This window comes from Mesorhizobium norvegicum (assembly GCF_004919685.1).
Lineage (GTDB): Bacteria > Pseudomonadota > Alphaproteobacteria > Rhizobiales > Rhizobiaceae > Mesorhizobium > Mesorhizobium norvegicum.
In genome coordinates, this window is the sequence record NZ_SMYZ01000022.1 from 25,131 (window position 1) to 37,412 (window position 12,282).

A 12,282-nucleotide genomic window follows, 5' to 3' on the forward strand; every position below is an offset into this window, starting at 1 on the left:
ACTCCTCGGGTTTTTCTCTTCCCATCTTTGGGAACGCGAGGAGATACGGAGCAAAAATGCGCAAGTTTCAAAAATATTGGGATTTTTAATTTTTATGCGTAGTCCGAGAGATTTGTCAGCGCAACCGGTTGCCGGCTAACATGCTTTCCATTGGCGTGTTCGGCCAAGGATAGACTTAAGATAGTCCATTTTGAATTTGCAGGTGTGCTGAACCTTTCAGATGCCCTTCAGATCGCCCGCGGCGACCACCGGTCCAGTCGGCTGGCCGGTCGGCGAACCGCCTGCCGGCTCGAGGCTGACGGCAAGCACCGCGCCCTGGGCAAGCTTCTGCTGGGCCGCCGGCGAGACGACGATATGCGCTGTCGCGCCGGCCGGAATGACGCCCATCGAGACCGGCGGGTTCTTGCCCTCGATCATCCACAGTTCGAAGTCCTTGCCTGCGGCACGCTCACCGGAGACGTGCGACAGGCCCACTTCGTGATGCGCGGCATCGTAGACGGCGAGATATTTGACATCGCTGCCCTCGGCGGCGAGCGAGGCGACGAGGCGCGCCTGCTGCTGCTCGACCGGCGGGTTGAGGATGGGCACGGCGACGTAGATCGCCAGTGCTGCAACCGCCGCCGCGGCAAGGCCACGCCAGAAGGCCAGGCTGGACCATAGCCCGCCGCGAGATTCAGCGGGCGTGGTCACGGAAGCGGTGGACGCGAACAGGCGGCGATCGATCGCAGGCTTGATCGAAGCCGGCGGCTCGATTTCCGGATAGGCGGCAGCGAGCGGCGAAAAATTGACCTCCCAGCCGTCGACAAGGCGGGCGAAATCCGTCTCGGCATCGATGCGGCGGGAGGCGATCTGGCGTTCGTCGGCAGCCAGCACGCCGAGAACGTATTCGGCGGCGAGCAGGTCGTCGCCTCCACGTTCCGGTCCTGTGTCTTCTGCCAGCGTCATCTTTCCAGACATTCTCTGAGTTTCAACAGGCTGCGGCGCAGCCAGGTACGCATCGTGTTCAGCGGCACGCCGTGGCGCTCCGCCAGTTCGGCATAGCTTTCGCCCTTGAGATAGGCGCCCCGAACGGCCGCCGCCCGGTCCTTCTCCAGCTCATCGAGACAATGGTGGATGCGTTCGGATTCGTCGCCCGCCACCACCATCGCTTCAGGCCCCGGCGCCGGATCGGCCACGTCGAGCGCGGCATCGATATCGGCGGCAGGCTTGCGTCGCGCCCTGACGCGATCGATCGCGTGGTTGCGCGCTATCGCCACCAGCCAGGAGATCGGGCTTAGATCGGAGACGGCAAAACGATCCGCCTTTGTCCATATCTTGACGAAGACTTCCTGGAGCGCTTCTTCCGCATCTCCCCGGTCGTTCAATACACGAAGACAGACACCGAAAAGTTTCGCGCTGGTCTGCCGGTAGAGCAGATCGAACGCAGCCCGATCCTTCATCGAAGTCCGGACGATCAGCTTGGTGATGTCCTGCGGCGTCATCTCAGGCAAATTAGGCGATTGCAATGTATTTGCAACGGCGGAAATAACCTTGTGCACGCCGAAGCCTTGCATGTCGCCAGCCCGGATCCGTCCGTCGATTGCCAATGAAGTCGCCACTGGCTAGCCTGTCGGCAGTGACGGGGGGAGCGTGCATGTCGATTGAACATACATTGTGGGCGCAAGACGCAACCGGCCTCGCCGACCTGGTCCGCAAGGGCGACATTTCGGCCGTCGAGCTGACCGAAGCCGCGATCGCCCGTGCCGAGGCCACCCGCCCCGACATCAACGCCACGGCCGAGCCGCTCTACGATGCCGCGCGGGCGCGAGCGAAGACCGTCGACCGCTCGCTGCCGCTGGCCGGCGTTCCCTTCGCCATCAAGGATCTCGGCATCGCCATCAAGGGTGTGCCGACGCATGGCGGCAGCCGCATTCCGGCATGGCTGGCCGATGTCAATTCGGTGCTTACCGACCGCTATCTCGCCGCCGGGCTCATTCCGATCGTCACCTCGACGTCGCCGGAACACGGGCTGCGGCTGATGACCGAATCCAAGGCCTTCGGCATCACCCGCAATCCCTGGAACACCGGCCACACCAGCGGTGGCTCGTCGGGTGGTGCGGCGGCACTGGTCGCCGCCGGTGTGGTGCCGGTGGCGCATGCCTCGGATGGCGGCGGCTCGATCCGCGTGCCTGCCGCCTGCACCGGGCTTGTCGGCCTGAAGACGTCGCGCGGCCGCACACCGCTGACGCCCCTGGTGAGCGAAAGCTGGTACGGCATGGTGGTCGATCATGCGCATACCCGTTCGGTGCGCGATTGCGCATTGCTGCTCGACCTCACCCACGGTCCCGACCTTTTGTCGCCCTATGCCGCGCGGCCGCCGAAAGGCACGTTCGCGGCAGCTGCGGCGCGCGATCCCGGCAAGCTCAGGCTGGCCGTTTACCGCAAATCGCCGCTTGGCCTGCCGATCTCGGACGAGACGCTCAAAGCGCTCGACACGGCGGTGGCGCTTGCCCGCGAGGGCGGCCATACGGTCACGGAGATCGATCTGCCCTCTATCGGGCGCGATTTCTTCGCCGACTTCTGCAGGACGGTTGCCTCTGCCGTCGCCGGCACGATGCGTGCGGAAGCGCTGCGTGTCGGCCGTTCCGTTTCGGGCGACATCGAGCGCGCCACGCGCATGCTCGCCCGCTTCGGCGAAATGGTGTCGGCCGGCGAGACCTATGCAGACCTGCAGCGGCTGCATGCCGCCGCGCGGCAGCTGATCGCGGAGACCGCGCAGTATGACGCCGTGCTGATGCCGATCATTGCCCACCCGCCGCTCGCCTGCGGCGCCATGGATCCGAAAGGCGCCGATGAGCTCATCGAGAACCTGCTAGACAAGCTTCACCTGACGGCCTTGCTGAAGCTGAAGCCGTTCTTCGGCCAGCTGATGGACAAGAGCCTTTGGTTCACCCATTGGCCGGCGATCCAGAATGTCAGCGGCCAGCCGTCGATCGCGCTGCCGGTCCATGTCACCGACGCCGGCCTGCCGATCGGCATCCAGGCAGCGGGCCGTCCGGGCGACGAAGAGACGCTGCTGTCGCTCGCCGCGCAGATGGAGAAGATCTCGGGTTGGCTGGGTCGCAGGGCGCCGCTGATGGCGCCGTCGTGATGACGAGGTCGTGAGGCGCTCGAATATGACAGCAAAGCCATTTGCGGGCAGCGCCAATTCCCGCTAAGACGCCGCCGTCCTTACCGATCTTCAGGGAAACAAGCCGATGACGGAAATAACCGCCACCGCCGAAATGCAGGCCGCCCTGCTGTCGCGGGCGCTGCCCTACATGCAGCGTTACGAGCACAAGACCGTCGTGGTGAAATATGGCGGCCACGCCATGGGCGATATCGAACTCGGCAAGGCGTTTGCCCGCGATATCGCGCTCCTGAAGCAATCCGGTGTCAACCCTATCGTCGTCCATGGTGGCGGCCCGCAGATCGGCGCCATGCTGGCCAAGATGGGCATTGAATCCAAGTTCGAGGGCGGTCTTCGCGTCACCGACCAGAAGACGGTCGAGATCGTCGAAATGGTGCTGGCCGGTTCGATCAACAAGGAGATCGTCGCGCTGATCAACGCCGAGGGCGAATGGGCGATCGGCCTGTGCGGCAAGGACGGCAACATGGTTTTCGCCGAAAAAGCGCGCAAGACCATGATCGATCCGGACTCCAACATCGAGCGCGTGCTCGATCTCGGCTTTGTCGGCGAGCCGGTCGAGGTCGACCGCACGCTGCTCGACCTTCTGGCGCGTTCCGAAATGATCCCGGTGCTGGCGCCGGTGGCGCCGGGCCGGGACGGTCACACCTACAACATCAACGCCGACACCTTCGCCGGCGCCATTGCCGGCGCCTGCCAGGCGACACGGCTGCTGTTCCTCACCGACGTGCCCGGCGTGCTCGACAAGAACAAGAAGCTGATCGACGAACTGACCGTGGCCGAGGCCAAGGCGCTGATCAAGGACGGCACGGTGTCGGGCGGCATGATCCCCAAGGTCGAGACCTGCATCGAAGCGATCGAGCGCGGCGTCGAAGGCGTTGTCATCCTCAACGGCAAGACGCCGCATGCGGTGCTGCTCGAACTGTTCACCGAACACGGCGCTGGCACGCTGATCGTGCCCTGAGCGGCGAACGGCCGCTTGGCCGCTCGCCGCCGATCGATCAGGCGGCCTGAGGAAGGCGCGCGATGACCTTTATCTCGAAATCGAAGCCCGCCAGCCAGTTCACGCCCACCGCGGTCCAGTTCGTGTAAGGCGGTTCACCGAACGCCTTCAGCCGAACGGCGTCGATCGCCTCCCACTGCGCGGCCGGATCGGTGTGGAACGTGGTCACGTCGACGATGTCGTCGAACGTGCAGCCGGCGGCCTTCAGCACGGCCGCGAGATTGTCGAAGGCAAGCTGCACCTGCTTTTCGAAGACCGGCTCGGGCGACCCGTCCTCGCGGCTGCCGACCTGGCCCGAGACAAACAGCAAGTCTCCTGAGCGGATCGCCGCCGAATAGCGGTTGATTTCATAGAGAGCCTGCCGGCCGGCAGGGAAGATCGCATCGCGTTTGGTCATTTTCCATCCAATTAACAAGGCAGGCCGATCTCCAGAGCGATCGCGACCTGCGCTTCACACTGTCCGAGGCATTTTACATACGCCCCGTATGTGGGATGTGGATACATACGTTGCGTATGTCAATGCGCATACGTCGCGTATTTTTCTGAGATTGCCCAGAGCAGGTCAGGCGCCCGGTGAAATCGAGACGACGGTTCCGGCCGGCTTGCGTGGCGGACGCGCGACGGTCATCGATTCCTCCTCGGCGTCCTGCGGCGCACCCCAGAATTCGGCCAGTGTCGGGCCGTCTTTCACCCTGATGTCACGGACCAGAAATCCCCAGACCTCGCGGAACCAGACGCGGCGGCCCATCTGCGTGTACCAGCGCATCGAGTGGCGCTGCTCGGGATCCCTATGGAACAGGATGCGCGCCAGCGCCTTCGGCCGCGACTGCACCGCCAGCTCGATCAGCTTGACGCTGAAGAACAGCATCCACGGCTTCAGTCGCGTCATCTGCAGCACCTGGTGCTTGTAGTCCCACAGGCGCGCGTCCTGCTGAATCACCTTGCGATCCCGGGCGATGCGGAAGAACGGCGTCCAGCGATGCGGCGTCACATAGAGCGCCTGGATCTGGTCGGGGTCGTAGGCGATGAGCTGCCGGAAGCCGCGCCAAAGGTCACGAAACCCTTCATCCTCGAAGCCGGCCACCCAGGTCGCCATCGACAGGATGCCATGCAGGCGCAGCAGCCTTATCGCTTCGCGGTCGGATGAGGTGCTGCCGCCCTTGCGGATCAATTGAAGCGTCTGCTCGTCGGTGTTTTCCATGCCGAGCAGCCAGTGGATGACACCGGCCTTGCGGTAGAGATGCAGCATGTCGGCATCGCGCACGATGTCGTCGGCGCGGGTCGAGCCGACGATCAGCACCGGCACGTTCTCGGCGATCATCGCATCGAGGAAGGCGCGCCAGGCTTTCTTCGAGACCGTCGGATTCTCGTCGGCAAGATTGATCAGCTCGACGCCGTATTCGCGGTGCAGCCAGGCGATTTCTTGCGCGAATTTCACGGGATCGCGATGCCGCCAGCGGGTCCAGAAGCCGCGCTGGCCGCAATAGTTGCACAGATGCGGACAGCCGCGCGAAAACTGCATGACCACGGCCCGCTTGCCGCCCCAGTAGCTGTAATTGATATGGTCGATCAGCTCCCAGCCGACGCGATAGGCGTCGAGGTCGGCGATGGTCATGGCCGGCTGCGTAGCGAAGGGACGGCGCAGATCGTCGCGAAAGGCGATTCCGGCCACGCTCGCCGGCGGCTGGCGCATCTCCAGCGCCTCCACCAGCGCCACGACGGTCGCCTCGCCCTCGCCGCGCACGATGAAGTCGAAGGCATCCGTTGCGGTCAGAATGTCGCGCCAGTGATAGGTCGGAAAGACGCCGCCATAGATGATGATGGTCGCCGGCTCGCGCTCCTTGATCATGCGTGCGAGCAGCAGGGCGGTCGGATGCGCCGAGGTCGAGCCGGAATGGCCGATCAGGATGAAGTCGGGGCGGTCGGCGAGCGCGTTGCGCACCACACTCTCGAGCGGCATCGGCCCGAATTCGGCGTCGACGAGCCGCACCTCATGGCCGGCATCGATCAGCGGGCCGCCCAGCGCCAGCAGGCCGAGCGGCGGCAGATGATCGTCGGGCACGCGGCTGCCGATGGCGGTGTGCGGCGGATTGATCAGGACGATTTTCATGGCGGACCTCCTGGGCAGTTGGTCCGCGCAAATTGGCCGGCGATGTGGACACGCGCTTGGCCCATTTCAGCAGTTTGCGTGCAGCTTTCCCGCAAGAATGCGGGGCACCATCACCGCCTGAGGTGGGCGAGCGGCACGTGGCCGGGTCCCTTGATGTTCTGTAGCACGAGTTGGGTGTGGACGTCGCGCACGCCGTCGAGCCGCATCAGCCGGTGCATGACGAAGGCGTTGAGCTCGTCGACCGACGGCACCATGACATGCAGCAGGAAATCGTGGTCGCCGGTCATCGTCCAGCACGACGACACCTCGTCCATGCGCTGCACGGCGGCAATGAAGCTTTCGGGCGAGCCGTCGCTGTGGCTGACAAGACGCACCTGGATGAACACCTCGACCATCAGCCCGACCGCGCGGCGGCTGATAACCGCGGCAAATCCCTTGATGATGCCGGCCTCCTGCAGCGCCTCGAAGCGCCGCGCGCACGGCGTCGTCGATAGGCCGATCTCTTGTGCCAGTTCGGACACCGGCTTGCGCCCGTCACGCTGCAGGACATCGAGCATCTTGATCTCGAACTCATCGAACTGAGGCATTTTCACTCCTTGGAGATGATTTCTGAGGGAATATTATCTCGAATTCTGCCTTCGAGCCATCATCAAAATCGATTTGCCTCGGCAAATCCGGCTAGCCTTTCGGCACGTCAGCCATTCATGATTTGCGAGGGAGAAAAACCATGACGACGATGAGCGTTGCCGAATACGCCCGCGACTGCGCGGCGCAAGGATTGCGCGGCGACTACTCGGTCTGCCGTTCCGATTTCACCGTGGCGCAGGGTTATGCTTACAGCGCCGAAGAGCAGGCGGTGTGGCGCACGCTGTGCGACCGCCAGACCAAACTGACGCGCAAGCTCGCCCACCATTCCTATCTCGACGGCGTCGAGAAGCTCGGCCTGCTCGACCGCATCCCCGATTTCGAGGCGGTCAGCGCCAAGCTGCGCAAGCTGACCGGCTGGGAGATCGTCGCCGTGCCGGGTCTCATTCCCGCCGCCCCCTTCTTCGATCATCTCGCCAACCGCCGCTTCCCGGTCACCAATTGGCTGCGGACCAGGCAGGAGCTCGACTACATCGTCGAGCCCGACATGTTCCACGATTTCTTCGGCCACGTGCCGGTGCTGTCGCAGCCGGTGTTCGCCGATTTCATGCACATGTATGGCCGCAAGGCCGGCGACATCATTGCGCTGGGCGGCGACGAGATGATCACCCGGCTCTACTGGTACACGGCAGAATATGGCCTGATGCAGGAGGCCGGTCAGCCGCTGAAAGCCTTCGGCGCCGGCCTGATGTCGTCGTTCACCGAATTGCAGTTCGCCGTCGACAGCAAGGACGCCCATCACGTGCCCTTCGACCTGGAAACGGTGATGCGGACCGGCTACGAGATCGACAAGTTCCAGCGCGCCTATTTCGTGCTGCCGTCGTTCGACGCCTTGCGCGATGCCTTCCAGACCGCCGACTTCGAGGCAATCGTCGCCCGCCGCAAAGGCCAGCCGGCGCTCGACCCGGCAACGGTCTAGCTTCCGCAACAGCGTGTCGCGATCTCCCGCCCTCAATGGGGGCGGGAGCCATCGGCACTCCTATCGCCCGTTTAGAGTGTCGGACCCCTCGGCCTTCAGCCGCGCCAGCTGGTCGCGCTGCAGGCCGAGTGCGGCGTTGACGAAGCGCGATATGGTGACGAGCTCCGCGTCGCCGAAGCTGGCGATGACCTTTTCGCCTTCGCGCGCGATGGCGCCGTAGTAGCGCGCCGACAGCTCCCGCGTCGCCTCGGTCGCCTCTATCACCACCTTGCGCCTGTCCTCGAGACTGCGCATGCGCGTCAGCAGGCCGCGCGCCTCCAGCCGGTCGATCAGCGCGGTCACCGCAGCCGGCGTCAGCCCGGTCGCTGTAGCGATCGCGCCGGCCGATTGCGGGCCGCCATGGAGCAGCCCGATGCAATGGCGTTCGGCCATGTTCAGCCCGAGCCTCACCCCCACCGCTTCGTCATAGGCCTGCGTCGCATCCTGCCATTGCATGATGGCAAGGCCGATGGAGGCAGTCAGTTCTGCACGATTCTGGGTTGACGAATTTACTTCGCTCATCTAACTATCAATCTGTCTAACATTTCGACTATCGCAGCAATATGCGGCCGCACTGCCTGCAAGGCAAGAGCCGGCCGCCGACAAGGAGTGAAAAATGAGTTTGATTCAGCAGCGCGCGCCCCTCTCGCATGAGGAGGAGTTCAAATACGCCAAGCTGGCGATGGAATGGTATGGCTGGGGCTCTCCCATCGGCCTCGGCATTCTGCTCGTCTCGCTGGCCGCAGCCGCCGTGCTGGTGCGCATCGCCGTCTACGGCTTTTGAGCTATACCGCGCATCCGCCGGCGCCATCACTCGCGCCGGCGAATTTGCCGTGGGGCCGTCAGACGGTGACCACCTTGCTCAGATGGTCGCCCAGCCGGCAGGCCAGCGCGGTGATCGTCGTCGTCGGGTTGCATTGGCCCGATGTGCAGAACACCGAGGAGCCGCCGACATAGAGATTGTCCATGCCGTGCACCTTGCAGTTGGCGTCGACCACGCTCTTGCTGATGTCGGTGCCCATGCGCGTGCCGCCCATATGATGATGGCCCGCCGTCTCGTCATTGGTCGGATAGTCCTGGCCATTGCTGATCCAGTCGGCAATGCGCACCCGGCCGAGATTCTTCTCGATCAGCGTCGTGCCGAACAGTCTGAGCCCTTCGAGAAGGGTGCGATGTTCCAGCTCGGTTTTCTTCCAGTGCAGCTCGATGCGCGGTGCGCCGGCATGGTCGACATCGGTCTTCGACAGCTCGATCTGGTTGGAAGCCAGCGGCGCCTGTTCCCAGGCGACGTAGAGCTGGGCGGCGCAGCGCAGTCTCTGGCTGAGCTGGTAGGACATCCATTCCGCCATGCTGGGCGCCGTGCAGGCGAGATCGGCGATAAGGCTCTTGACCCCCGGATACGGCGTCTCGATCAATCTGATGCCGAAATTCATGATCTGCAGCCGCTCCATGGCGGCAAGCGTCGGCGAGAAAAAGGCCTCGTTGACGGCATCGACCTCGAACGCGTTGTAGTCGGCCAGGATGGCATTGCCGCCTTCGAAGGTCGGATGCTCCATCCAGTAGCGGCCAAGCGCTGTCGCATTCGGCACGACGCCGCCATTCGAGCGCTGGTTCGACCACAGAAGCAGCCGCGAATTCTCCAGTCCGCCGGTGCAGATAATGAAATAGTCGGCACTGAAGGAACCGGCATCCTGGCCGTTCGACCACAGTCTGGCGCCCGTCACGCGTTTGCCGTCGCCAGCGAGTTCAGTGACGCATGTGTTGAGCACGACCGCTATGTTCTTGGCTTTGTCGAGTTCGTCGCCGAATTTCTCGGCGAAGCGCACAGCCGGGCTCTTGATCAGCTGCACCCAGCGAATGTCGTCCGAGATCGGCATGTCCGGTCGGAAGGCCGGAAGGTCGAGAATATCGCGCACTTCCGGTAGATAGGGCTCGATGTCGGTGCGGCGGATCGGCCAGCCCGTATCGGGCACCCAGGCCTTCGGCTCGAAATCCTGTTTGTCGAGCACGCGGCACCAGCCGGCCCAGTGGTTGGAACTGCCACCCATGAACCGCAGCCGGGTGATGTCGAGATCGAAATAGAAATCGCCGACCGTGGTGCCACGGTAGAAATCCTGCGACTCGTCGCTGAACTCACGCGAGCCGGCCTCCAGCACCACGACCGGAATGCCGGCGGCGCCAAGCTTGCGGGCAATGGTGGTGCCGGCCGGGCCGGAGCCGAGGATGCAGACCTTTGGGGTGAAATTCGCGGCGCGATACGCCTCGTAGCTGTCGAAGATCATGCCAGGTCACTCCGCCTGAGGATCCAGCCATTGACCTCGACGATCTCGTTCGGGTCGGCCCGGGACGCACCGGTATGAGATGGATCGGCCCGGGATGGATCGGCATGGGAGGCATCGGCATCAGGCAGCTTGCGGAACAGCGACAAAGCAGGCAGCGCGATCAGCGCCTGCACGATCGCGCGGCGTGACATTTTTTTGATGAAGAAACTCATGACGGTCTCTCGGGTGGGGGCTTCGACAATGCGTGGCATTCCTGGAACGGCAGTTCCCGGAACGACACATGCATCGCCGCAGAAGCCAGTATCGTGCCAAGTCTGGCCGCAAAGCAGTGAAAACCCGGCTAAACGGTGCAACCGAGTGCAAACAGCGTTAGAATTTCCTTAACGAGCTGGTTGTGGCGATCGGATCACGCCGCTGCGGAGATGTCCGTATCGAGGATCGTCAGGTTTCGGCCCTGATGCTTGGCCTGGTAGAGGCGCCGGTCGGCGGCACGCATCAGGTCCGATACGCTGACATCGTCGCCGCAGACGGTGCCGCCGATGCTGACCGTGAGCGGAATGGTCCGCTCGTCGACGGGCCGGAAGCGGATCAGCTCGACTTCGCGGCGAATGCGCTCGGCGACGCGCTTGGCCTCCTGCTCGGTGGCGCCGATCAGGAAGGCGCCGAACTCCTCGCCGCCGATACGGCCGAGCACATCGCCGCTGCGCACGCCGCGCTGGATCGCGCTGGCGATCAAAAGCAGCGCGTCATCGCCGGTCAGGTGGCCAAAATTGTCGTTGATCTTCTTGAAGTGGTCGGCGTCGATGATCAGCAGCGCGCCACGATCGGACTTGCGGCGCGAACCGTCGAGCGCGGCAAAGAAGCTTTCCCGGTTGAGCATGCCGGTCATGTCGTCGCGGCTCGCCTTTTCCGCCAGGCGGCGATGCGCGGCGGCGAGCTGGGCATGGGCCCGGGCAAGCTCGCGATGCGCATTTTTCAGCCTGTCGCTTTGCCAGAACGTGCTTGCGCTGGCGACCCATGCCAGCACCAGCGGACAGAGCGTGGAGGTCAGCCAGATCGTGCGGTTGACTGGAAATCCCATCGCCGGAACGATGATCAGCGTCAGCAGGAGAGAGGCTGCGACAGAGGCGAAAGCAATGGCGGCGGATTTCAAAATTATGCTGTTCATCGCTTGCTCCCACAGGACTTGTCTCTGTGCCAGCAAGCCCTGAAGGCCACCTTTCCCGGATGCATAAAATTTGAATCGTGAGGCGATTTACGCAACCTCAACGAGCAGAAGTTGTGGATAAAGTCTCTTTCAGGATGCTTGTTTCATGTCATAAGGAGCGCATGACCACGCTCCCCGATCCCGCGCGCTTCGCCCATGTCACCGACTGGGTGTTCGATCTCGACAACACGCTCTATCCGCACCATTCGAATCTGTTCTCGCAGATCGACGTCAAGATGACCGCCTATGTCGGCGAACTGCTGGCGCTGCCGCGCGACGAGGCGCGCAAGCTGCAGAAGGAACTCTACCGCGAATATGGCACGACGCTGAACGGGCTGATGACGCGTCATGGCATCGACCCCGACGATTTCCTCGAGAAGGTGCATGACATCGATTATTCATGGCTGGTGCCCGATCCCGTTCTCGGCACCGCCATCCGCCAGCTTCCGGGCCGCAAGTTCATCTTCACCAACGGCGACCGCAGGCATGCCGAGCGCACCGCGCGCCAGCTCGGCATTCTCGAACATTTCGACGACATCTTCGATATCGTCGCCGCCGGACTCAATCCCAAACCGGCGCGCCAGACCTACGAGAAGTTCGCCGAGCTGCACGCCGTCACCGGCCACAATGCGGTGATGTTCGAAGACCTTGCCCGTAACCTTTCGGTGCCGAAGTCGCTGGGCATGACCACGGTGCTGGTGGTGCCGCGCAATTTCGAGCCGACCTTTGCCGAGATCTGGGAGCGCGACCCGACGCAGGAAGACGACGTCGATTTCGTCACCGACGATCTGGCGGGGTTCCTGACGGCGATTGTGGAGGGGAAGGAAGGGCAGGGAATTGAAGAACTGAAGAACTGAAGAACTGGGGAATCGATCCGGAGCGGGAGACAGTAACTCCCTTCATTCTTCAAT

14 protein-coding genes are annotated in these 12,282 nt (G+C 63.4%); 5 read left to right on the plus strand and 9 right to left on the minus strand.

The annotated features are described in order from the left end of the window. Positions 1–216: 216 nt before the first annotated feature. Both FCU66_RS09670 and FCU66_RS09675 read right to left on the minus strand, forming a co-directional pair. Positions 217–945, minus strand: a complete 729-nt coding sequence (locus tag FCU66_RS09670) for an anti-sigma factor (protein ID WP_136616071.1) — start codon at positions 943–945, stop codon at positions 217–219. After that, a complete protein-coding gene (locus FCU66_RS09675) occupies positions 942–1,481 on the minus strand; it encodes a sigma-70 family RNA polymerase sigma factor (RefSeq protein WP_136616097.1) in 540 nt (179 codons plus the stop codon). Before FCU66_RS09675 ends, FCU66_RS09670 begins: the two co-directional genes overlap by 4 nt. 152 nt (positions 1,482–1,633) lie before the next feature. On the opposite strand from FCU66_RS09675, the gene FCU66_RS09680 reads away from it, so the two are divergent. After that, positions 1,634–3,130 carry an amidase gene (locus FCU66_RS09680; RefSeq protein WP_136616070.1) on the plus strand — a complete coding sequence of 499 codons (1,497 nt, stop codon included), beginning with the start codon at positions 1,634–1,636 and terminating at the stop codon, positions 3,128–3,130. 106 nt (positions 3,131–3,236) lie between these two features. Then, the gene (gene argB, locus FCU66_RS09685; RefSeq protein ID WP_013528489.1) at positions 3,237–4,130 is read left to right on the plus strand and encodes an acetylglutamate kinase; all 894 of its coding nucleotides are present in this window, start codon (positions 3,237–3,239) and stop codon (positions 4,128–4,130) included. Between the two features lie 37 nt (positions 4,131–4,167). Here argB and FCU66_RS09690 read toward each other — a convergent pair whose 3' ends face one another. The 3 genes from FCU66_RS09690 to FCU66_RS09700 all read right to left on the minus strand — a co-directional run bounded on the left by FCU66_RS09690 (position 4,168) and on the right by FCU66_RS09700 (position 6,866). After that, positions 4,168–4,566: a RidA family protein gene (locus FCU66_RS09690; protein WP_136616069.1), complete on the minus strand. Its 399-nt coding sequence runs from the start codon at positions 4,564–4,566 to the stop codon at positions 4,168–4,170. 165 nt (positions 4,567–4,731) lie between these two features. Then, positions 4,732–6,279: a magnesium-protoporphyrin IX monomethyl ester anaerobic oxidative cyclase gene (gene bchE / locus FCU66_RS09695; RefSeq protein WP_136616068.1), complete on the minus strand. Its 1,548-nt coding sequence runs from the start codon at positions 6,277–6,279 to the stop codon at positions 4,732–4,734. A 110-nt stretch (positions 6,280–6,389) separates the two neighbouring features. Continuing rightward, positions 6,390–6,866 carry an Lrp/AsnC family transcriptional regulator gene (locus tag FCU66_RS09700; protein ID WP_109667301.1) on the minus strand — a complete coding sequence of 159 codons (477 nt, stop codon included), beginning with the start codon at positions 6,864–6,866 and terminating at the stop codon, positions 6,390–6,392. A gap of 140 nt (positions 6,867–7,006) precedes the next feature. On the opposite strand from FCU66_RS09700, the gene phhA reads away from it, so the two are divergent. Continuing rightward, positions 7,007–7,843 (plus strand): phenylalanine 4-monooxygenase, encoded by an 837-nt coding sequence (gene phhA / locus FCU66_RS09705; RefSeq protein ID WP_136616067.1) that lies wholly within the window; start codon positions 7,007–7,009, stop codon positions 7,841–7,843. 60 nt (positions 7,844–7,903) lie between these two features. Here phhA and FCU66_RS09710 read toward each other — a convergent pair whose 3' ends face one another. After that, positions 7,904–8,404, minus strand: coding sequence for a MarR family winged helix-turn-helix transcriptional regulator (locus tag FCU66_RS09710; RefSeq protein ID WP_136616066.1), 501 nt, complete (start codon positions 8,402–8,404; stop codon positions 7,904–7,906). 94 nt (positions 8,405–8,498) lie between these two features. Here FCU66_RS09710 and FCU66_RS41045 point away from each other — a divergent pair, with 94 nt between their 5' ends. After that, a complete protein-coding gene (locus FCU66_RS41045; protein WP_164548546.1) occupies positions 8,499–8,666 on the plus strand; it encodes a hypothetical protein in 168 nt (55 codons plus the stop codon). 58 nt (positions 8,667–8,724) lie between these two features. Here the strand turns inward: FCU66_RS41045 and FCU66_RS09715 are convergent, their stop codons facing one another. From FCU66_RS09715 to FCU66_RS09725, 3 genes are all read right to left on the minus strand, one after another. Continuing rightward, positions 8,725–10,164: a GMC oxidoreductase gene (locus tag FCU66_RS09715; RefSeq protein WP_136616065.1), complete on the minus strand. Its 1,440-nt coding sequence runs from the start codon at positions 10,162–10,164 to the stop codon at positions 8,725–8,727. Beyond that, the gene (locus tag FCU66_RS09720; protein WP_136616096.1) at positions 10,161–10,376 is read right to left on the minus strand and encodes a hypothetical protein; all 216 of its coding nucleotides are present in this window, start codon (positions 10,374–10,376) and stop codon (positions 10,161–10,163) included. Before FCU66_RS09720 ends, FCU66_RS09715 begins: the two co-directional genes overlap by 4 nt. A gap of 194 nt (positions 10,377–10,570) precedes the next feature. After that, complete coding sequence (locus tag FCU66_RS09725) at positions 10,571–11,332, minus strand: GGDEF domain-containing protein (RefSeq protein ID WP_136616064.1); 762 nt, start codon at positions 11,330–11,332, stop codon at positions 10,571–10,573. A 161-nt stretch (positions 11,333–11,493) separates the two neighbouring features. Here FCU66_RS09725 and FCU66_RS09730 point away from each other — a divergent pair, with 161 nt between their 5' ends. Continuing rightward, the gene (locus FCU66_RS09730) at positions 11,494–12,228 is read left to right on the plus strand and encodes a pyrimidine 5'-nucleotidase (protein ID WP_136616063.1); all 735 of its coding nucleotides are present in this window, start codon (positions 11,494–11,496) and stop codon (positions 12,226–12,228) included. The last annotated feature ends 54 nt before the right edge of the window (positions 12,229–12,282 follow it).